The 20,724-nt window shown below is 69.4% G+C and carries 20 protein-coding genes; 11 read left to right on the top strand and 9 right to left on the bottom strand.

Annotation, left to right across the window (positions count from 1 at the left end):
* Positions 1-70 precede the first annotated feature (70 nt).
* The 4 genes from tatA (at position 71) to ACWDXS_RS13530 (ending at position 4,953) form a co-directional block, all read left to right on the top strand.
* The gene (gene tatA / locus ACWDXS_RS13545; RefSeq protein ID WP_378627484.1) at positions 71-343 is read left to right on the top strand and encodes a Sec-independent protein translocase subunit TatA; all 273 of its coding nucleotides are present in this window, start codon (positions 71-73) and stop codon (positions 341-343) included.
* A gap of 110 nt (positions 344-453) precedes the next feature.
* A complete protein-coding gene (gene tatC, locus ACWDXS_RS13540) occupies positions 454-1,407 on the top strand; it encodes a twin-arginine translocase subunit TatC (RefSeq protein WP_378627485.1) in 954 nt (317 codons plus the stop codon).
* A gap of 3 nt (positions 1,408-1,410) precedes the next feature.
* Positions 1,411-4,110: a DEAD/DEAH box helicase gene (locus ACWDXS_RS13535; protein ID WP_449965453.1), complete on the top strand. Its 2,700-nt coding sequence runs from the start codon at positions 1,411-1,413 to the stop codon at positions 4,108-4,110.
* A 120-nt stretch (positions 4,111-4,230) separates the two neighbouring features.
* A complete protein-coding gene (locus tag ACWDXS_RS13530) occupies positions 4,231-4,953 on the top strand; it encodes a DUF4333 domain-containing protein (RefSeq protein WP_449965450.1) in 723 nt (240 codons plus the stop codon).
* 114 nt (positions 4,954-5,067) lie between these two features.
* Here ACWDXS_RS13530 and ACWDXS_RS13525 read toward each other — a convergent pair whose 3' ends face one another.
* Positions 5,068-6,042 carry a 5'-3' exonuclease gene (locus tag ACWDXS_RS13525; RefSeq protein ID WP_387443337.1) on the bottom strand — a complete coding sequence of 325 codons (975 nt, stop codon included), beginning with the start codon at positions 6,040-6,042 and terminating at the stop codon, positions 5,068-5,070.
* Between the two features lie 97 nt (positions 6,043-6,139).
* On the opposite strand from ACWDXS_RS13525, the gene ACWDXS_RS13520 reads away from it, so the two are divergent.
* A complete protein-coding gene (locus ACWDXS_RS13520) occupies positions 6,140-7,267 on the top strand; it encodes a M24 family metallopeptidase (RefSeq protein WP_379315142.1) in 1,128 nt (375 codons plus the stop codon).
* 56 nt (positions 7,268-7,323) lie between these two features.
* Here the strand turns inward: ACWDXS_RS13520 and ACWDXS_RS13515 are convergent, their stop codons facing one another.
* Entirely contained in the window at positions 7,324-7,722 is a 399-nt protein-coding gene (locus ACWDXS_RS13515) for a TIGR03618 family F420-dependent PPOX class oxidoreductase (protein WP_449965445.1), read from the bottom strand.
* 110 nt (positions 7,723-7,832) lie between these two features.
* On the opposite strand from ACWDXS_RS13515, the gene ACWDXS_RS13510 reads away from it, so the two are divergent.
* The 3 genes from ACWDXS_RS13510 (at position 7,833) to ACWDXS_RS13500 (ending at position 10,822) form a co-directional block, all read left to right on the top strand.
* Positions 7,833-8,585: an SDR family NAD(P)-dependent oxidoreductase gene (locus ACWDXS_RS13510; RefSeq protein WP_378988026.1), complete on the top strand. Its 753-nt coding sequence runs from the start codon at positions 7,833-7,835 to the stop codon at positions 8,583-8,585.
* Positions 8,582-9,850: a precorrin-6y C5,15-methyltransferase (decarboxylating) subunit CbiE gene (gene cbiE, locus ACWDXS_RS13505; protein WP_449965442.1), complete on the top strand. Its 1,269-nt coding sequence runs from the start codon at positions 8,582-8,584 to the stop codon at positions 9,848-9,850. Before ACWDXS_RS13510 ends, cbiE begins: the two co-directional genes overlap by 4 nt.
* Before the next feature lie 219 nt (positions 9,851-10,069).
* Positions 10,070-10,822, top strand: coding sequence for a cobalt-precorrin-6A reductase (locus ACWDXS_RS13500; RefSeq protein ID WP_449966219.1), 753 nt, complete (start codon positions 10,070-10,072; stop codon positions 10,820-10,822).
* A gap of 24 nt (positions 10,823-10,846) precedes the next feature.
* Here the strand turns inward: ACWDXS_RS13500 and ACWDXS_RS13495 are convergent, their stop codons facing one another.
* The 5 genes from ACWDXS_RS13495 to ACWDXS_RS13475 all read right to left on the bottom strand — a co-directional run bounded on the left by ACWDXS_RS13495 (position 10,847) and on the right by ACWDXS_RS13475 (position 15,042).
* Positions 10,847-11,389, bottom strand: a complete 543-nt coding sequence (locus tag ACWDXS_RS13495; RefSeq protein WP_449965439.1) for a PadR family transcriptional regulator — start codon at positions 11,387-11,389, stop codon at positions 10,847-10,849.
* Positions 11,390-11,546: 157 nt separating this feature from the next.
* Positions 11,547-12,041 (bottom strand): ubiquitin-like domain-containing protein, encoded by a 495-nt coding sequence (locus ACWDXS_RS13490; RefSeq protein WP_449965436.1) that lies wholly within the window; start codon positions 12,039-12,041, stop codon positions 11,547-11,549.
* Between the two features lie 277 nt (positions 12,042-12,318).
* Entirely contained in the window at positions 12,319-13,920 is a 1,602-nt protein-coding gene (gene cobJ, locus ACWDXS_RS13485; protein ID WP_449966216.1) for a precorrin-3B C(17)-methyltransferase, read from the bottom strand.
* A gap of 5 nt (positions 13,921-13,925) precedes the next feature.
* Positions 13,926-14,561, bottom strand: coding sequence for a precorrin-8X methylmutase (locus ACWDXS_RS13480; RefSeq protein ID WP_378988017.1), 636 nt, complete (start codon positions 14,559-14,561; stop codon positions 13,926-13,928).
* A 43-nt stretch (positions 14,562-14,604) separates the two neighbouring features.
* On the bottom strand, positions 14,605-15,042 hold the full coding sequence (locus ACWDXS_RS13475; RefSeq protein WP_378988015.1) for an Lrp/AsnC family transcriptional regulator: 438 nt from the start codon (positions 15,040-15,042) through the stop codon (positions 14,605-14,607).
* Positions 15,043-15,171: 129 nt separating this feature from the next.
* Between ACWDXS_RS13475 and ddaH the strand changes: the two genes are divergently transcribed.
* Together ddaH and ACWDXS_RS13465 are read left to right on the top strand one after the other, a co-directional pair.
* Positions 15,172-16,035 carry a dimethylargininase gene (ddaH, locus tag ACWDXS_RS13470; RefSeq protein WP_378988013.1) on the top strand — a complete coding sequence of 288 codons (864 nt, stop codon included), beginning with the start codon at positions 15,172-15,174 and terminating at the stop codon, positions 16,033-16,035.
* A gap of 35 nt (positions 16,036-16,070) precedes the next feature.
* Positions 16,071-17,279 carry a low temperature requirement protein A gene (locus ACWDXS_RS13465; RefSeq protein ID WP_449965432.1) on the top strand — a complete coding sequence of 403 codons (1,209 nt, stop codon included), beginning with the start codon at positions 16,071-16,073 and terminating at the stop codon, positions 17,277-17,279.
* A gap of 97 nt (positions 17,280-17,376) precedes the next feature.
* On the opposite strand, the gene ACWDXS_RS13460 is transcribed toward ACWDXS_RS13465, so the two are convergent.
* Both ACWDXS_RS13460 and cobG read right to left on the bottom strand, forming a co-directional pair.
* Positions 17,377-18,468, bottom strand: a complete 1,092-nt coding sequence (locus ACWDXS_RS13460; protein WP_449965429.1) for an RNA ligase (ATP) — start codon at positions 18,466-18,468, stop codon at positions 17,377-17,379.
* Between the two features lie 81 nt (positions 18,469-18,549).
* Entirely contained in the window at positions 18,550-19,839 is a 1,290-nt protein-coding gene (cobG, locus tag ACWDXS_RS13455) for a precorrin-3B synthase (protein ID WP_449965427.1), read from the bottom strand.
* Positions 19,840-20,043: 204 nt separating this feature from the next.
* Here cobG and ACWDXS_RS13450 point away from each other — a divergent pair, with 204 nt between their 5' ends.
* Positions 20,044-20,718: a hypothetical protein gene (locus ACWDXS_RS13450; RefSeq protein ID WP_449965424.1), complete on the top strand. Its 675-nt coding sequence runs from the start codon at positions 20,044-20,046 to the stop codon at positions 20,716-20,718.
* Positions 20,719-20,724 lie beyond the last annotated feature (6 nt).

The raw sequence follows: 20,724 nt of genomic DNA, 5'->3' as shown, positions 1-20,724 counted from the left end.
GCTCGGCGTCCACCACGCTCCGAACCCAGGTAGCATCGGTAATCACCACAGTCTTTGGAGGTATCTGATAATGGGCACGTTCAGCTGGACGCACCTGCTGATCATCGCGTTGCTGTTCGTTCTGCTCTTCGGCGCGAAGCGGCTTCCCGACGCGGCACGCGGTCTCGGCCGCTCGCTGCGGATCTTCAAGAGCGAGGTCGGGCAGATGCAGGCGGAGTCGTCGGCATCCGACGCACCGGCGGCCACCCCGGCCACCCCCGCGCCGCAGCAGCAGCTGTCCGCGTCGGCGCCGCAGGCACAGACCCCGATCGTCGAACCGCAGCAGGGCCACAAAACCCTCTGACCTCGGCCATCACCCCGGAGCGGTAGTCATCGCTCCGGGGCGAAGTGCTGTCTCGTCAGAAGTTGCCGCCGAGCATCCGCCGAACCGAGGGTTAGAGGCCACCACCCACCATGCGCATTCCGTTCGATCCCCGGCGCACCAAGCGCAGGACGAATCCCGACGGCACCATGTCGTTGGTCGAGCACCTGCAGGAACTGCGCACCCGGCTGCTGCTGGCACTGGCCGCGATCGCGGTGACCACCCTGATCGGCTTCTTCTGGTACGCGCACACCCTCTTCGGGATGGAGAGCCTGGGTGAGATCCTGCGCGGCCCCTACTGTGCGCTGCCCGAATCGGCGCGCGCCAGCCTGACCCCCGACGGCGCCTGCCGACTGCTCGCCACGGGCCCCTTCGACCAGTTCATGCTCCGGTTGAAGGTCGGATTCACCGCCGGTGTGGTGATCGCGACCCCGTTCTGGCTGTACCAGCTGTGGGCGTTCATCACCCCGGGGCTGTACGCGAAGGAACGCAAGCTCGCGGTCGGGTTCGTGGTGACCGGTTCGGTGCTGTTCGTGACGGGTGCCGTGCTCGCCTACGTGGTGGTCTCGCACGCGTTGTCGTTCCTGATGACCATCGGCGACAACGTCCAGATCACCGCGCTCAGCGGTAATCAGTACTTCGGTTTCATCATCCAGTTGCTGATCATCTTCGGCGTCAGTTTCGAGACGCCGTTGATCATCATCGGGCTGAACCTGGTCGGCGTGCTGCCCTACACCAAGCTCAAGGCGTGGCGGCGCGGGATGATCTTCGGTCTGTTCGTCTTCGCCGCGATCGTCACACCGCAGGACCCGTTCTCGATGCTGGCGCTGGCGATCGCGCTGACCGTGCTGTTCGAGTTCGCCGTGCAGTTCGCGCGGTTCAGTGACGCGCGCAAGGCCCGCCGGGAAGAGAAGGAGGGCTGGGGCACGCTCGACGACGAACAGGCCTCTCCGCTCGAGACCCCCGAGCCGGTTGCGTCCGCCGATCCGGTGAGCGAGCCGGAGAAAACCGCGCGCCCGGTGTCGGACTACTCCGATACGCTCTGAGGGGTGACCGACACTCCGGGGCTGCCCAGCGAACTGGCGAAATTCGCCGGTGAAATCTCGTTCGATCTGGACCCCTTCCAGAGCACCGCGTGCGCGGCGCTGGAAGACGGGCACAGCGTGCTCGTGTGCGCCCCGACCGGAGCGGGCAAGACGATCGTCGGTGAGTTCGCCGTGCACATGGCGCTGGCCTCGGGCGGAAAGTGCTTCTACACCACGCCGATCAAGGCGCTGTCGAATCAGAAGTTCGCCGATCTCACCGCCCGCCACGGCCGCGACAGTGTCGGCCTGCTCACCGGTGACCAGTCGATCAACCCTGGCGCGCCGGTGGTCGTGATGACCACCGAGGTGCTGCGCAACATGCTCTACGCCTCCTCGGACTCGCTGCACGGTCTGTCCTACGTGGTGATGGACGAGGTGCACTACCTGGCCGACCGGTTCCGGGGCGCGGTGTGGGAGGAAGTGATCCTGCACCTGCCACCGGATGTGCGGCTGGTGAGCCTGTCGGCGACGGTGTCCAACGCCGAGGAGTTCGGCGCCTGGATGGAAACGGTGCGCGGCGACACCGCGGTGGTGGTCGACGAGACCAGGCCGGTGCCGCTGTGGCAGCACGTGATGGTCGGCCGGCGGATGTTCGACCTGTTCGACACCAAGTCCAGCGACCGCAAGGTCGTGGTGGACGAAGACCTCGTGCGGTTCATCCGCCAGCGCGAGAGCGCCGACCGGATGCACGGGTACGGCGGTCCGCGCGGACGGGGTGGACGCGGCGGCAATTTCCGCCCGTTGCCGCGACCGGATGTCCTGGCGCGCCTCGACGAGGAAAACCTGCTGCCCGCGATCACCTTCATCTTCAGCCGCGCGGGCTGCGACGGCGCGCTGGCCCAGTGCCTGCGCGCCCGCCTCGATCTGAGCCGTCCCGGCGAGGCCGCGCAGATCGACGAGATCATCGAGAAGCACACCGGTGACCTGCCCAAGGGCGATCTGGAGGTCCTCGGCTACTGGGAGTGGCGCGAGGCGCTGCAGCGCGGCCTGGCCGCCCACCACGCCGGCATGCTGCCCGCGTTCCGGCACACCGTCGAGGAGCTGTTCGTCAAGGGTCTGGTGCGCGCGGTGTTCGCCACCGAGACGCTGGCACTGGGCATCAACATGCCCGCCCGTACGGTGGTGCTCGAGCGGCTGGTGAAGTTCAACGGCGAAACCCATGCCGAGCTCACCCCCGGCGAGTACACCCAGCTCACTGGTCGTGCGGGGAGGCGCGGTATCGACGTCGAGGGTCACGCGGTGGTGCTGTGGCAGCCCGAGGTCGACACCAGTGCGGTGGCAGGCCTCGCCTCCACCCGCACCTATCCGCTGCGCAGCTCGTTCCGGCCCGGCTACAACATGTCGATCAACCTGATCGACCGGATGGGTGCCCAGGAAGCCCGAACGCTGCTCGAACGGTCGTTCGCCCAGTTCCAGGCCGACCGGTCGGTCGTGGGGCTCGTCCGTGGGATCGAACGCAACGAGGGCGCGCTGCGCAAGCTGGAGAGTCAGCTCGGCGGCGTCGACGGCGACTTCATGGAGTATCTGTCGCTGCGCGACCGGATCAAGCAGCGTGAACGCGATATCCAGCAGCAGGGGCGGGCAGACCGGCGCGGTGCCGCGGTGAAAGCGCTGATCGGGTTGCGTCGCGGCGACGTGGTGTCCATCCCCGTGGGCAAGCGTTCCGGGCTCGCGGTGATCCTCGAACCCGACCAGACGCCCGGCGATCCGCGTCCACTGGTATTGACCGAGGACCACTGGGCCGGTCGGGTGTCCGCGGCCGATTTCCCGGAGCCCGCCGAAGCGCTCGGGCGCATGGATCTGCCGCGCCGGGTCGATCATCGGACCGCGCGCATCCGCCGCGACCTGGCCTCGGCGTTGCGCGGCACCGGAATCTCGGCTCCGCGCCGTGGCAAGCGCAACGATCGTGTTCGCGGCGGCGAAGATCGTCAGCTCTCGACGCTGCGGCGCAGTCTGCGGTCCCATCCCGCGCACAATCGTCCCGATCGGGAGCAGCTGAGCCGCACCGGCGAGCGGTATTCGCGGCTCGCCCGTGAGACCGAGACGATGCGCCAGAAAGTTGCCGCCACCACGAATTCGCTGGCGCGCACGTTCGATCGGATCGTCGGGCTGCTCGAGGAACGCGGCTTCGTCGCCCACGGTGAGGTGACCGCCGACGGCAGGCGCCTGGCCCGAATCTATGCCGAGAGCGATCTCGTGGTCGCCGAGGCCCTGCGCCAGGGTCTGTGGCGCGGACTCGGCCCGGCCGAACTCGCGGCGGTGGTGTCGACACTGGTCTACGAATCGCGCCAGGAAACCGGCCTGCTGACGCCGGCGGGACCGACCGATCCGATCCGCCGTGCGGTCGCGGCCACCATCGAAGTGTGGTCGGATCTGCGCTCCGACGAGGTGCGACACAAACTTCCGCCCACCCGCGAACCCGATCTGGGGTTCGTCACCGGGGTCTACAAGTGGGCGCGCGGTGATGCGTTGGCCGAGGCGTTGCTGGCCAGCGGCGACCAGGGTACGACGATGTCGGCGGGCGATTTCGTGCGGTGGTGCAGGCAGGTGATCGACCTGCTCGATCAGATCCACAACACCGCCGACGACCCCGAGATCGCGTCCACCGCCGCCAAGGCGGTGCGTGCGGTACGGCGGGGTGTCGTCGCGGTGGACGCCGCGTAGTCGGCACGTCTGTGATTTGATTTCTTCGCGTACCGACCGTGAGGCGGATGTCGTGCGAATGCGGCAGGCCCGGCGCGGGGGGCTACCGTATGGACTAATGATGCGAGTGGAGGCGAGTGGATGAGCGGCCCTTACGGACCGAACAACCCCGGGGAGGGGAACAACGATCCCACCCAGCACTGGGGGGGTCAGCAGGGGGCCGGTGGCGCCGGTCCCACCCAGCACTGGGGTGGCGCGCAGCAGCCGCCACAACAGGGCGCCCAGCCCACCCAGCAGTGGAATGACCCGAACGCGCAGCAGCCACAGCAGCAGTGGGGACAACAGCCCCAGCAGCCGCAGCAGCCGTGGGGCCAGCAGCCGCAGCAGCCGACCGGGCCGCAGCAGCAGTGGGGCCAGACCCAGCCGCCGCCGCAGGACTGGAACAACCAGGCCGCCAACGCACAGCAGCAGTGGGGTCAGCCCGCGCCGCAGCAGCAGTGGGGCCAGCAGCCCGCCCCGCAACAGCAGTGGGGCCAGCAGCCGTCCTCCGGCGGCAAGAGCAAGGGCCTGATCATCGGGCTCATCGCCGCGGGCGTGCTCGTGGTCGCCGCCGTGATCGGTCTGATCCTGGTCGTGTTCTCCTCGGACGAACTCGACAACGCGGCCGTGCAGGACGGTGTCTCGCGCGTGCTGAAGGACTCCTACGGCATCGCCGACGTCTCCGATGTCAGCTGCCCCTCCGGCCAGGCGGTGGAGGTCGACGCGACCTTCACCTGTGAGCTGAAGGTCAGTGGCGAGGCGAAGAAGGTCACCGTCAAGATCACCAAGGAAGACGGCACCTACGAGGTCGGCCGCCCCAACTAGGCGCTCGCACTGTGTTTTCCGGGCCGTCCGCGACTACGCGGGCGGCCCGGTGTCGTTTCCGGCGGCGCAGATACGGATGGGCGGTGGCGCCGTCGCGAACTCGTCGCCGGCGGATCAGCCGGTGTGTGCCGCGGTCAGTGCGGTGACCAGGCGGGTGATCGGGCTCTCGGCATTGTACTCGGCGGCCAGCGCGAGCAGCCGGTCGGGGTCCGCGGGGGTGGTGGGCAGGACGTCCGGACGCGACAGGATCACGTCGGCGTCGCGGACCACCCGCACGACCGGAGCGGCGACCTTCAGATAGTCCTGTGCGGCAACGAGTTTCGCGCGCACACCCTTGGCGATATCGGAATCGGGAGCGGCGACGGCGTCCATGAGCGCGTCGAGCGAGCCGAACCTCGTGATCAGCTGGGCGGCGGACTTGTCGCCGATGCCCGCCACACCGGGCAGGCCGTCGGAGGCGTCGCCGCGCAGGGTCGCCATGTCGGCGTAGGCCGGTCCCGCGTTCTGTTCGGGCACACCGTATTTCGCCGAGAGTTCCGCGGGGCCGAACAGTTCCGCTTTGGCCAGACCGCGACCGACGTAGAGCACGCGGACCGGTGGGGCGGGCTCGTCGCGCACCAGCTGCAGCAGGTCGCGGTCGCCGCTCACGACGACAACCGGGTCGGTGCGCTCCCGGCTGGCGAGGGTGCCGAGCACATCGTCGGCCTCGAGGCCTTCCGCGCCGCCGGTGGCGATGCCCGCCGCCTCGAGTACTTCGAGGATCATCTCGACCTGCGGGGTGAGCGTGTCGGGCACTTCCTCCGCGCCGGGCGCCGCGCTGGTGCTGGTGTCGAGTCGGTGCGCCTTGTAGGAGGGCACCAGGGCCACCCGGAACGGGGGCCGCCAGTCGAGGTCGAGCCCGACCACGAGCCTGCTCGGGCGATGTTTGGTGACCAGCGAGGCCACCATGTCGGTGAAGCCGCGCAGCGCGTTCACCGAGCGGCCGTCCGCGCCCCTGAGCTTGTCGGGGATCGCGTAATAGGCGCGGAACCAGAGGCTGGCGCCGTCGAGGATCAACAGGGGTCCACGGGTGCTCTCGTCAGCGGTCACCCGGTGATTGTGCCCCGAACCACCGACACCGTGGCCGTGGCCGTGCCGATGGGCTTCGGTGGCTGCCCTCGGTGCGGGGCGGGTAACGTCGGATCCTATGAGCGCGCACACGGATGCCAGGTTCGCGGCGAAGGTCTACGGTCAGCGGCTGGAGCGGGCGGTCGAGTTGATGCGCGCGGCGCATCTGGACGCCTTGCTGATCACTCCGGGCCCCGACCTGCGGTACCTGATCGGTTCGGCCGCGGAATCCTTCGAGCGGCTCACCTGCCTGGTGATCCCGGCCGACGGATCCACGCCCTCGGTGGTCATCCCGAAACTCGAGCTGGCCTCGCTCGCCGATTCCGCGGCGGGCGAACTCGGCCTGCAGGTGCTCGACTGGGTCGACGGCGTCGATCCGTACCAGTTGGTCCGTTCGATCCTGCACGCCGGTTCCCGCATCGCGGTCGCCGATGCCATGCCCGCGCTGCACCTGATCCCGCTCGCCGAATCGACCACCGGTCTGCCCGCCTCGGCGACGCCGGTGCTGCGCGAGTCGCGAATGGTCAAGGACGAGGCCGAGATCGACGCGCTGCGCCGGGCGGGCGCGGCCATCGACCGCGTGCACGCGCGGATGGGCGAGTTCCTGCGGGCCGGTCGCACCGAGGCCGAGGTGAGCGCCGATATCACCGCCGCGATCGTCGAGGAAGGCCATACCGAGGCGGCGTTCGTCATCGTGGGCAGTGGACCGCACGGCGCCGACCCGCACCACGAGGTCTCCGATCGCGTCATCGAGCAGGGCGATGTGGTGGTCATCGACATCGGTGGCCCCGTCGAACCCGGCTACTACTCGGACTCGACCCGCACCTATGTTCTCGGCACCCCGCGCCCGGAGATCGTCGAACAGGTGGCGGTCCTGGAGGCCGCCCAGGCCGCCGCGGTCGCGGCGGTGCGGCCGGGGGTGAGCGCGGAATCCATCGACGCCGCCGCCCGCAGCGTGCTCGCCGACGCGGGCCTGGGCGACGCCTTCATCCACCGCACGGGCCACGGCATCGGCCTGTCGGTGCACGAGGAGCCCTACATCGTGGCGGGCAACGACCTGGTGCTCGAGCCGGGCATGGCGTTCAGCATCGAGCCGGGAATCTACTTCCGCGGCGAATGGGGCGCGCGGATCGAGGACATCGTGGTCGTCACAGACGACGGTGTGGAGTCGATGAACAATCGGCCGCACGGCCTGACGGTGCTGTAAGCGGCCGAGTCCGTAGCGACAAGCGCCCGCACGGGCGCTGAGCGGGGTTTCGGAGGCTATTTCAACGTGCCCGACGACAACACCCGGCGCACCTGGATCGCGACGACCACCCGTGTCGGGTTCTCGCGGGGCACCCGGTAGCGCTCGGTGTAGCGACGCACGGCTTCGGCGACGTCGGCGCTGTCGTGGAGTACCGTCGCCGGTCCTTCGAGGGTCAGCCAGCGCGGCCCCTCGACCTGGCTCACCGCCGCGTAGCCGCCTCGTCCGGCATTGCGTGCCTTCACCGACGCGCCGTCGGTGATCACGCGAGCGATCCCGCTCTCCGGATCCCAGGTGAAGCCCACGGCGACCACGTGCGGGGTGCCGTCGGCGCGCAGCGTGGTGAGCGTGGCCAGATGCCGCTCGGTGACGAACGCGAGGGCAGCGGGGGACAGCTGTGCGGTGGCGGTCGGCATGCCGGAAACGGTAGCCGGGCCGACCGGCGCGTCGCTGCGCGGGTTCGCGCCGTGCACACAACAGAGGCAGGCCGGCACCGGCCGGACGGGCCGGATGACAGACTGGCGCTATGGGAATGCAGCAGAACGATGGGCCGGTGCTGGTCCTGGGCGGGCGCAGTGAGATCGGCCTCGAAGTGGCGCGCAGGCTGGCACCCGGACGGGTGGTGATCCTGGCCGCTCGCCGTGCCGGCGCGTTGGCGGCCGAGGTCGAGCAGGTGCGCGCGGCGGGCGCGACCGCTGTGCACACCGTGGAATTCGACGCCGACGAGACCGCCACCCACGCGCCCCTGCTGGACAAACTGGCCGCCGAGCACGGTGGCATCGCGACAGCGGTGCTCGCCTTCGGCGTCCTCGGCGATCAGGATCGTGCCGAACACGACCCGGCGCACGCGGTGGCGGTCGTGCACACCGACTTCGTCGCCCAGGTCAGTGTCCTCACGACCCTGGCGACCGTGATGCGTGCGCAGGGATCCGGCCAGATCGTCGTCTTCAGCTCGATCGCGGGCGTGCGCGTGCGGCGGGCGAACTATGTCTACGGTTCGGCCAAAGCGGGCCTGGACGGCTTCGCCAGCGGCCTCGGCGACGCCCTGCACGGCACGGGCGTGCAGCTGTTGCTGGTGCGTTCGGGCTTCGTGATCGGGCGCATGACCACCGGCATGGCACCCGCGCCCCTGGCCATCACTCCCGACCAGGTCGCCGACGCCGTGGTCCGCAGTCTCGGCAAGGGCGCCACCCGGGTCGCGGTCCCCGGCCGCCTTGCCATCGCCTTCTTCGTGATGCGCCTGCTCCCGCAATCGGTCTGGCGTCGGATGCCACGGTGACCGCGTCCGGCGACGCGGCAGCGGACTGGACCGGCCACCCGATCGTGGTGGCCGGCATCGGGGCCGACGGTTGGGCGGGTCTGGGCGAGAACGTCCGCCGGGAAATCGGGGACTGTGACGTGGTGTTCGGCTCCGCGCGTCAACTGGCGCTGCTCCCGGCCGGCGATATCGAGCGGGTGCCGTGGCCGACGCCGCTGCTGCCCGCCCTGCCGGAGTTGTTCGGGCGCAATGCCGGTCGCCGCATCGGCGTGCTGGCCAGCGGTGATCCGATGTTCTACGGCATCGGTGTCACCCTGGCGCGCCGGTTCGGCCCGGCGGCGCTGCGGGTGTTCCCGCAGCCCTCCTCGGCGTCGCTGGCGTGCGCGCGGCTCGGGTGGCCACTGGCCGAAACCCCGGTGGTGAGTGTGGTTGCCCGGCCATTGCCCACCGTCGTGCCCGAATTGTCCGAAGGTCGGCGGGTTCTCGTCCTCAGCGAAGACGAGACGACGCCGAGCCGAGTCGCGGAAATGCTGTGCGACAAGGGATTCGGCGCTTCATCGCTGACTGTTCTCGAGCAACTCGGCGGCCCCGCCGAACACTGCCACACCGGCTCCGCGGCTACCTGGTCACACCCGCCCGGCGACCCGCTCAACATTGTCGCCATCGACTGCCGCGTCGATCCCGATACGCGGCGCGACACCCGATTGCCCGGTCTGGCCGACGCTGCCTTCGCTGGTGACGGCCAGCTCACCAAAGCCGAGGTTCGCGCCCTCACCGTCACCGCTCTCGCCCCCGCACCGGGGGAAATGCTATGGGATATCGGCGGCGGGTCGGGCAGTATCGCCATCGAATGGTGCCGTACCCATCCGCTGTGCCGCGCCGTCACGTTCGAGCGGCTGCCTGCTCGCCGGGAACAAATCGCGACCAATATCACCGCCCTCGGGGTGCCGGGAATAACGATCCGCGGTGAGGTGCGCTCAGAGTTAGCCGAGGAAAATATCTCGGCTCCGGACGCCGTATTTCTCGGTGGTGGTCTCACCCAGGACGGCATGTTCGAGCAGTGCTGGCAGCGGCTGCGCCCCGGCGGCCGCCTGGTCGCCAACGCGGTCACCGCGGAATCGGAAGCGCTGCTGCTCGACTGGTCGGCGCGGTTCGGTGGAACCCTGCGCAAATTTCAGATCTATCGGGGTGAACCGCTCGGCGGGTTCACGGCCTGGCGACCGCACTTGCCGGTCGCTCAGTGGATTGTCCGAAAACCCGCTGGTCGCCGGAGTGTGGACGCTTAGCACCGATCACGGTCAGATCACGCGCAGATCACGGTGAATCCGTTCCCGCAGGGTCCGCGCGCCGTAAAAGTTTCGGACCGAACGTGTAGAACCCACGGCTCGGGGGTAGGGTCGTTGCCGTTCCGGGTAATCCCCCGGTTCGTTTTCCACGATGGAGAGTTACATGGAGTACTCGAAGTTCGATGGTGATGCCGGCGCTGATGATTTCGGAGGGCTGTCCTGAGAGTTTTGATCCTCGGTGGCACCGGTGAAGCCAGGGAGTTGGCGCGCAGAGCGTCCGGTGAGCGTGGACTCGACATCGTGTCCTCCCTCGCTGGTCGAGTCGCCAATCCGCGGCTGCCGGTCGGTGCGGTCCGCGTGGGTGGGTTCGGTGGTGTCGAGGGCCTCCGAACCTGGCTACGCGAGAACGCGATCGACGCTGTCGTGGACGCGACCCATCCCTTCGCCGCGCAGGTGAGCGCGCACGCCGCCACCGCCGCGGCCGAGCTGGATATCCCGGCGTTGCATCTGCGCCGCCCCGAGTGGGTGCAGCGGCGCGGTGACCTGTGGACGCGCGTGCCCGATCTCGCCGCGGCGGCCGCGGCACTGACCGCGCGCGACGAACAGGTCCTGCTGACCATCGGCCGCCAGGGCGTCGGCGCGTTCGTCGGCTGCACGGGCCACGGTTTCGTCATCCGCTCCATCGATGCCCCTGAGGTCCCGCTGCCGCCGCGCGCCAAACTGTTGCTGGCGCGTGGGCCGTTCACGTTCGACGAGGAACTCGTGCTGATGTCGCGGCATCGCATCGATGTGCTGGTCACGAAGAACAGTGGCGGCGAGCAGACCGAGGCGAAGATCTTCGCTGCCCGCACCGCGGGGCTGCCGGTGATCATGATCGACCGGCCACCGCTGCCCGCGGGCGCCGTCACCGTGGCCGAGGTCGGCGACGCGATCGAGTGGTTGCGTGAGTCCGCATCGCACCGGGTGCGCTGAACCGGGCGGCGGGGCCGAACTCCGTCAGCGCGGGTTCGGCGGCGTGTAGATGGTCGGCAGCTGGTCGAACCAGTGCAGGACTGCGCGCTCGTAGGCGATGCCGAATTCGAGGGTCGCGCGCTGGTGGGGAGCCAGGGCGGTCTCGTCTTCGTCGAGGTAGCGGTCGAGACGATCTTGATGAATGTTCTTGTTGGCGGCGATGATCCGATCGCGATGCGCGGGATCCAGGTGCTCGCCGAAGGACAGCGTGAGCAGCAGTGGCACGCGGATGGTCTCGGCGCCGGGATCGCGCCCGATCCACTCGGCGAAGGCCTCGCGCCCGATATCGGTGATCCGGTACGGCGTGCGCTCTCTGGCGCCGCGTTCGCCTTTGGTCACCAGGCCCGCGGCGTCCATCGTGGACAGTTCGCGATAGACCTGGCTCTGGGTGATGGTCCAGAAGTCGCCGATGCGTTGCTGGGCCTGCGTGGCGAGATCCCAGCCCGACTTCGGGCCCTCGTGCAGGAACCCGAGTAGCGAGGCCGCGGTGGAGTTCAGTGGGCGGCGTCGAGTCGCGGTGTCGGTCAACGGTCAACTCCCTTCGAACTACATTCCTAAGTGGAATGTTACGCCTGGGTGCGCAGTCCACCAATAGTGCCGGTGTTGCGGCGCGTTCGCCGGACCGGGGTGCGGCGGTGGTGCTCGCGCGCTGAGCACCACCGCCGCGGTGATCGACTCGTCAGGCTCAGGCCAGCGCGAGGTTCACGATGTCACCGTCGGCCAGTTCGTAGGACGCCAGAGTGTTGGCGTCCTCGAGCTTGACCTCGCTCTCGGTGATGAGCTGCTGATCGGCCGCCGGAACGCCGGTCTGCTCCTGGATGAGGGCCTTGAGGTCCTTGACGGTCGCCGTGGTGTCGATATCGACCGCGATGGGCTCGCCGTCCAAGCCGTTGACCGTCAAGGTGATGCTGGAGGCACCCTCGGCGAGAGGCGCTCCGGGCAAGCCGGGCAATGCAGGCAGCCCGGGCGCTGCGGGTGCCGCGGGAGCCGCGGGTGCGACGGGGTCCGCTTGCGTCTGCGCTTCGGGAGCCGGCGCTGAGGGCGCAGGCGGGGCCGGGGGAGCGGGCGCCTGGGCGGCCGCGGTGACCGGAACCGCCATGGCGGCGGCTATCAGGCCGACCGTCACACCGCGCCGTAATCGGGTACCGAGCGTGTTCTGTGCGTGGTGCTGAACTCTCATCGTGGTGAATCCTTTCATCGTCCTCGTGGGACGCGTTGGGGAATCGAACCAGGAAACGAGCTGTCAGACTGGTGTGCATGCGGGCATGCCCGCGGAACAAGTGTGCCATCGCACGGGCGTGTCGCCGGGCCTCGCGGGCGACGGGGGTTGCCGAGGATCGCGGAAGTCTCGGTCGGTCTCGGGGTCGCCGGGGTCGTCCGCGGTGCTGATTCGGCGGCCGTTCGGCCCGGGTGACGCGGGGTAGCGACCGTGCGGTTCGTGGACTGTCCGGCGCGGACTACCGGCTCGGTACCGACCCGTACCTACGCGAAGTAAAAACGCGGGTGCCTTCCGGCGTGTCGAACATGGTGGTGGTCGAGGATCCGATGATCAGCAGGGTGCGCATGTCGACCTCGTCGGGATCGAGCTCACCGAGAGTGGTCACCCGGACGGATTCGGTGGGCCCGCCGACATCGCGGCCCAGCACCACCGGCGTGTGCGGCGGGCGGTGTTCGAGCAGGACCTCGCGCATGGCGCCGACCTGCCAGCGGCGCTGCGACGAGGCCGGGTTGTAGATCGCGATGGCCATATCGGCCGCCGCGACCGCCGAAAGTCGTTGTGCGACGACCTCCCACGGCTTGAGCCGATCCGACAGCGAGATCATCGCGTAGTCGTGCCCGAGCGGTGCGCCGACCCGGCTGGCCACCGCGTTGGCGGCCGTCAGGCCGGGCAGCACCCGCACCGGGACATCCTGGAACTGCGGTTCGGCCGACACCTCGAGAACGGCGGCCGCCATCGCGAAAACGCCGGGATCGCCCGAGGACACCACCGCGACGCGCGCGCCCCGCTTGGCCAGGTCCAGTGCCATCGCGGCGCGCTCGGATTCGACCTTGTTGTCGCTGGCGTGCCGTCGCTGACCCGCCCGCTCCGGGACGCGATTGATGTAGGTGGTGTACCCGACGAGGTCCGTCGCCTCCGCCAACGCGGCAGTGACCTGCGGCGTCGTCCAGTCCGCGTCGCCGGGCCCCAGACCGACGACGACGACTTCGCCCGGCGCCTCCGCTGATTCATCCGGCGAGATGTCCGGACGGCCAGGCGCCGCAGCCACGGTGCCTGTGCGGTCGTCGGCGGCGGCGGTGGGCTGACGGACGGAAGCGCCGCGCGCGGGGATCACGGTGGTCGGCGTCGGACCCGGGACCAGGGTGATCGAGAAGTACGGCACGTCGGCCTCGTCGACGTCGGCCGCGGCGAGCACTCGCTGACGAGTGCTGCTCGCGCGTTCGACGTAGTACGCGTCGGCCAACCGGCCGGAATCCGAGAGTGCCTGGCGTACTCCGGGAAACGTGCGCCCCAGCTTCATGATCGCGGCGGCGTCGGTCTCGCGCAGCCGCTCGGTCAGCTCCTCGACGGGCATGGTGCCGGGCAGCACCGTCAGCACTTGCTCACCCTCCACCAGCGGAGTTCCCAGCGCCGCGGAGGCCGCGCTCACCGAGGTGATGCCGGGGATGATCTCGGCCTCGAATCGATCGGCCAGCCGCCGGTGCATGTGCATGTAGGAGGAGTAGAACAGCGGATCACCGGCGGCGAGCAACGCGACGGTACGCCCCGCGGCCAGATGGGTGGCCAGCCGCGCGGCCGCCTGCTCGTAGAATTCGTCGATCGCGCCCTGGTATCCGCCGGGATGGTCGGTGGTCTCCACGGTCACCGGGTAGACCAGGTGCTCCTCGATCTGCCCGGCGCGCAGATACGGCTCCGCGATGGCGCGGGAGATGCTGCGGCCGTGCTTGGCGCTGTGGAACGCGACCACATCGGCTTCGGCGATGAGCCGGGCGGCCTTCACCGTCACCAGTTCCGGATCGCCGGGACCGAGGCCGATACCCCACAGTTTGCCGGTGCTGATCTCACTCACTCCTGTTCGCTCGCAATCGCATTCAGTGCCGACGCGGTGATCGCGCTGCCGCCGCGCCTGCCACGGACGGTCAGATACTCGATCCCGCCGAAGTCGATCAGCGCCTGCTTGGATTCGGCGGCACCGATGAACCCGACCGGGATGCCGATGATCGCCGCGGGTCGCGGCGCACCGGAGTCGAGCATGTCGAGCAGGTGGAACAGCGCGGTCGGTGCGTTGCCGATGGCCACCACCGCGCCGTCGAGCTGGTCGCGCAACAGCTCCAGCGCCGCCACCGAGCGTGTATTGCCCAGTCGCGCGGCGAGTTCGGGCACGCGCGGGTCGGTGAGGTTGCACAGCACCGCGTTGTCGGCGGGCAGTCGCTTGCGGGTCACCCCCGAGGCGACCATATTGGCATCGCAGATGATCGGCTTTCCTGCGTGCAGCGCGGCGCGCGCGGCGGCGACCACACCGGCGGAGAAGGCGATGTCGGGGGCCAGGTCGACCTGCCCGCAGCCGTGGATCATCCGCACCGCCACCCGTTCCACATCGGCGGGAAAACCGGCGAGATCCGCCTCGGCGCGGATCGTCGCGAACGAGCGCCGATAGATCTCGGCCCCGTCGGTGAGGTAGCTGGCACGCACGTCGGACATGGCGACAACCCTAGAACCTGGGTCTGACGTGGTGTCCGGCGGCTCAGGTACGGGGGCGTTCGAGAATGCGCGACATCACCAGCGAGCTGCGGGTGCGCCCGACGCGCGCGTTCTCCCTGATCCGCTCGACCGTCACCTCGATCTCGGCCATGTCGGTGGCCATCACGTGCACGAGCGCGTCGGCCTCGCCCGCGATGGTCCACACTCCGACGACCTGTGGAATCGGTTCGAGGGTGCGCCGCAGCTCGGCCGGGGAGATGTTGTCGCGGTAGTAGACCTCGACGTAGGCCTCGGTTTTCCAGCCCAGCGCGGCCGGGTTGACCTGCGCGGTGAACCTGGTGATCTGTCCGCTCGCGACCATCTTGTCCACCCGCCGCTTCACCGCGGGCGCGGACAACCCGACCACCGAACCGATCTCCTGGAACGAGGCGCGGGCGTGGACGAGCAGCTCCGCGAGAATGCGCCGATCGATATCGTCCACGTCGCTCCTTCGTCGGCACGCAATGATTCCCCATTCTTACATCGAAATGCACAACGAATCGGTGTTCCGGGCGCAATGGGACGGCGATTACGGTCGGTGAAACCGTCCGCGCTGCCACCAGGAGTCCTGATGACCGCCGCCAGCCCCCTTCGTGTCTCAGCACCCGCGCGGACCGCCTCCCCGCGCCGTTATGTGCTGTGCCGCCCCGACCATTTCGAGGTCACCTACGCGATCAATCCGTGGATGGATCCGGCCGCTCCGGTCGATCGGGCGCGCGCGCTCGCCCAGTGGGAGATCTTGCGCGCGACCCTGGAAGCACACGGGCACACCGTGGAAACGGTGCCCGGCGAACCCGGTCTGCCGGATATGGTCTTCGCCGCGAACAGCGGCATCGTGATCGGTGGACACGCGCTCTCGGCCCGGTTCGCCCACCCCGAACGCGCCGCCGAGGGACCCGCCTTCCATCGGTGGTTCGCGGCCCGGGAACTGCGTGAGCTGGCCGCCGCGGCCGAAACCAACGAGGGGGAGGGCGATTTCGCGTTCGCCGGGCGGCGGATTCTGGCCGGTGTCGGGTTCCGCTGTTCGCTGTCGGCGCACGCGGAGGTGGAACGGTACTTCGACGTGCCGGTGGTGTCGCTCGAGCTGGTCGACCCGCGCTTCTATCACCTCGACACCGCGCTGATGGTCCTCGATGACACCACCGTGGCCTACTACCCGGCCGCGTTCAGCCCGGCCGCTCGCGAGGTGCTGACCGCCCTCTACCCCGACGCGATCCTCGCCGACGACAACGACGCGCTCTGCTTCGGCTTGAACGGGCTCAGCGACGGCGAACACGTCTTCCTCGACCCCGGCGCCACCGGTCTCATCGCGCAGCTGCGGGCGCGGGGATTCGTCCCCGTGGCGCTGGATCTGTCCGAACTGCGCAAGGGCGGCGGCGGCGTGAAGTGCTGCGTGCTCGAGCTGCACACCCGTCGCGACACGGCCGTGGGCTAGCCGGACCGCACCGCCACCGCCCACATACTGGGCCGATGGCTCACCCCGAGCACAGCACCGAGGAACGGCGCGCGAGCTGGACCGAGCTGTTCTTCGACCTGGTCGCCGTGGCGGGTATCGGCCAGCTCACCCACCTGTTGCACCGCGGCCCCTCGCTGGGTGAATTCGGGCTGTATGTGGTGCTGTATCTGGCCTTCTGGGTGGTGTGGGCCTGTGTCACCGTGTACAGCAACGTCGCGGGCGAGCAGGCGCGCACCACGATGGTGTTCGGGTGCATGTTCGGTCTGTGCGTGATGATGGCCGCGGTCGACGGTGCCCCCGACGAGCACATGAACGTCTTCGCCGCGATCTATGTGCTGGTGCGGGTGGCGTCGTCGTCGGCGTGGCAGCGTGGCCAGATCGTGGTGGACTGGCCGATCGCGCAGATCGGCGCGGGCACCGTGCCCTGGCTGGTGTCGCTGTGGGTGCCCACACCGTGGAAGTTCGTGCTGTGGGCGGTGGGGCTCGCGATCGACCTGTGGATCATGTTCGCCATCGACTCGGAACGACTGATGGTCGATGCCGAACGGCGGGTGCGGGCCCGGTTGCGCCGCGGCGGCGGAGGGCCGCCACGCGGCGGGCCGGGTCGACGATCGCGCGAGACGACGCCACCGAAACTGCAAGCGCTGCACGCCGATGCGCCGCACCTGGGGGAACGGCTCGGCCAGTATCTGATCATCGTGCTGGGTGAAGGGGTGATCTCGGTGATCGCGGCGGTGTCGGCGGAGGAGTGGACCGTCGCGGTGTGCGTCATCGGGGCGGGATCGTTCCTGTGCCTGATCGCGATGTGGGCGCTGACCTTGCGCTACGGGTTCGTGCCGCGCCTGATGGGGCAGTCGCCGGGCGCTGTCGGTATGCCCTATCAGCGGGTGATGGCGGTCCACTGCGCGATCAGTGGTGCGATCGCGACCGTCGCCGCGGGGTTGGGTCTGGTCGCGGCGCACCCGTCCGGTCATCTGCCCGCCGGGCTCGGCTGGGTGCTCGGTGGTGGTGCCGCCGCCTTCTTCCTGGTGTGCGGCCTCGGTGGGGTGCGCAGCGCCGGGGCACGGTGGTTGCTGCGGTGGCCGGTGCCGTGCCTGGTGGTCGCGCTCGCGCTCGGTGGGGCGGCGCCGCACATCGGCGGGGTGTGGTTGGTGCTCGGCGTGATGGGCACCCTCGCCGCGGCGGTGGTCTCGGAGACAATGCGCTCAGCGCGTCCCGGGTAGCGACCTGGATCTGCTGAATGCCGTGCTACGCGTGCACTTTCCCGTGATCGATGCGACATCGGATCGGAGACGGGCAGTGCACGCGTAGCGCGGTGGTTCACTCGTACTCGGTACCGCCATCGCGCAGCACGTACGTGGCGGAGACGATCTTGCCGATCGCCCGGCCACCGAGAATCGGGGACTGGCGTTCGGTGGCAGGTCGCACCACCAAGCCCTCGCGGATGTTGGTTCCCGCGCCGCTGACGGTTTCGGTGCCCTCGGCCAGCTCCATGAGCAACTCCGCGTCGTAGGCGCCCTCGTAGAGGACCGGCACGCGCGAGACGGTGAGGCCGAGATCGTCGAGCAGGGCACTGATCTCGTGATGGTCGAGCCAGCGGACCGGCGCCGCGCCGGTGTCCACCGCGATGTCGAACAGTCCGAAGCCGAGCGACTCGTCGTGCGCGGCGGACGCGCCGTAGTGCAGGTCCTGCACGCCCGCGCCGTACACCTCGCCGAACAGGCCGATGCGGTCGGCGTCGAGCGCGGCGGCGAGTTTGCGAGCGGTCTCGTCGAGCCCGTGGGCGCGGATCGCGCGCCAGTACAGGTTGCCGTCGGCCTCGGTCAGCGACAGCGACCGGCCACCGACCCCCTTGGACGACACCAGAATTCGGTCACCGTCACGCACATGGGTGAGCAGGCAGGCGGTGCCGTGGATCTTCTCGGTCGCCACCACCGGTTCCCCCGGCGCGAAGATGCCGGGAAACCGCTTGATGTTCTCGACGTCGACCCACCGCAGCAGATCCGGCGCCGGCTCGACCTGGCCCGACATCGAGACCGGTACCGGCGGAACCCATTTCACGATCCCGAGCGACTCGGCGAAGTCGGTCCGCGCGAGCGCGGCCGCCGCGAGATCCACCCCGTCCAGCGCGGCCGGGGTGCACACGATGCCCTGCGACACCTCGCCGCGCAGCCGCACCGCCTTTACCCGATTACGCAGCGAGCCCGCGAGTTTCCCGGTCAGTCCCAGCTCGGCTATCAGCTCGCCGGGCAGCACCGACTGTTCCGGAATGTAGACCGCGTGATCCCCCGTCGTGAACTGACCCTTGGCGACCACGGCCCGGTACAGCCCTACCTGGGCCAGTTCGAGCCGATCGGCATTCGGATGTGGTACGACGACGAGCCGCTCGGCTGTCACCCGCAGTGTGGACATGGGAACCCCCTCGTAGTGAGAAGGCAAGGGTACGAAACGATCCCGCGACCGTCGATCGAGTTTCGCTCGGCCGTCGTGAGGTCAGGGCGTGGTGGTCGCGTCGTCGGTGTCGACGCGATAGCCGTGATCGGTGGCGACGACATCGGTCACGGGACCGCGTGGGCGACCGCAGCGCCGATCGCACCCCGACCAGTGCTGGCGACCCGCGACGGTGACGGATTCGGCCGCGACGAGTTCCATCGTGGGCCTGCGCTGCTCGAAAGCCGCAGTCGCGGTACCGTTCTCGGGATCGGCCGAGGTGGCGGTGCGCTCGGTCGGCTGGTCGAGTCCGGCCGCCTCGGGCAGGACACGATCGGATTCGACGGCGGCGGCCAGGTCGGCGCGAACATCGGTGCGCGATTTCGCGCAGCCGGGGCGTCCGGCACACGCGCTGACCTGCAACCACGGCGAATTCGCATCGAAGATCAGGCCCATCGGCGCCAGTACCCGCACCACGGTTTCAGCGGGTCCCTCGTCGAGGTCGGTGATCACCAGGCTGCGCCAGGGGGTGACGAAGACGGGGCGTTCGACAGCGGCGAGGAATTCGGTCGTCCTGGCCGACAACGTGCCGAGCGGCACCCCGGCGCCGAGCGTGACGAGGCCGTCCTCCTGATCGAGCCAGCCGATCGGAACAGCGTGTGTCGCACCGAGTTCGAGCGGTTCGCCGACGGGCGAGCGGTCGAGCGTCTCGACCACCGATTCGACCCCGCCCGCAATCTCGTGCAACCGCCACTGCCCCGACTCGCTGGTCCCCCGCAGATCGAGAAAGCCGCGCGCCGCGTCGAGCATCACGTCGACCGCGTCGCCCGCGGTGACCCGAAGCCCGGTGTCGGAGCCCGCCAGCAGCAGCGCGAACTCGTCGGCGCCCACCGCCTGAACGCCGATGTCACCGCGCAGCGTGCTCACATCACCGCGTCCGTCGTCGAGGGTGAACAGCACGCGTCCCGGCAGCTGCGCCAGCTGCGGATCGCCGCGCAATCCGGCGTCGAGGTCGATCGCGAGCCCGTGCACGTCCGCGAACCCGCCGACTCGCCCGGACAGCGGTGAGGCCACGATATTGCGCACCCGCTCGTGGGTCTCGCTGGGCAGCAGACCCGCCGCACCCAGCCGTTGCGCGAGTTCGGAGGCGTCCCTCACCTGCCGCAGCTGAATATTTCCCCGCGAGGTCAGCTCGAGGTTCCCGTTGCCCAGGTCACGCGCAGCGTCGGCCAATGCCTGCAGCTGCGCCGATGTCAACCGCCCGCCCGGCACGCGGATCCGCGCCAACGGCCCGTCGGCAGCGTGATGCAACCGCAGAACCCCTGGGCAAGAATCGGGCGCGCTCCTGGTCATGATGCTCAAGCCTACGACGCACCCGCTACGGCCCGTACCGCACCGTGCGGGGCCGCCGCCCGCTCCGCCCAGCGGCGAGGTCGCCCGCCCGCGCGGTCCGGCGGATGTGACGGGGCCCTCTCGCGTGACGGGGCGATTCGCGGGTAGTCGCTAGGGTGAGTGGCGGATCCTTCGCCGGCCGAGTACTGACAGGAGAGTCGCCGCATGCTGCGTGAATTCGTGGACAAGCGTGTCGTTCCCGCGCTCGACAGGGTCGCGCAGGCCCAGGCGCCGGTGGTGCGCCGCTACGTCGACTGGCTGGGCCGCAGGCACCCGCAGGACGCGCCGGTGGAGATCGTGCAGCGGCTCTCGCGCCAGTACCTGGTGGTCGTCACCACCAGCGGCGTCACAGTGGGGCTCACCGCCGCGGTGCCCGGGGTGGGCACGGTGCTCGGTCTGGCCGCGACCGGAGTGGACACCCTCGTGTTCCTCGAGGCGTCGTCGGTGCTGTCCGTCGGCGCCGCCGCGGCGTACGGCCTCGAACCCGACGACTCGCGGCAAGCGCACCTGGTGTCGAAGGTCGTGCTCGGCGACGCGGGCACCAAGGTGCTCGACGAGACCGCGGGCCACAAGACGGGCCAGTGGCTCTCGGTCGTCACCGACCACATCCCCGGTCTGGCGAGCATGCCCGATTCCCCGGCCAAACGGTTCATCGTCAACTACCTGGTCAAACGCACACTGCTGCTGTTCGGCACCCTGATTCCGGCGGGAATCGGTGCGGTGATCGGTGGCGTGGGCAACAACGCCCTCGGTCAGCTGGTGGTCGCGAACGTGTACCGCAATCTCGGCACGGGTTCCCCGGAGATGGTCGCCGCGGGCACCGGCCGACCGACGACTTGACCTTCG

Source organism: Nocardia sp. NPDC003183 (assembly GCF_053590715.1).
Note: the sequence above shows the minus strand (reverse complement) of the source record. Positions and strands in the feature narration are given on the sequence as shown.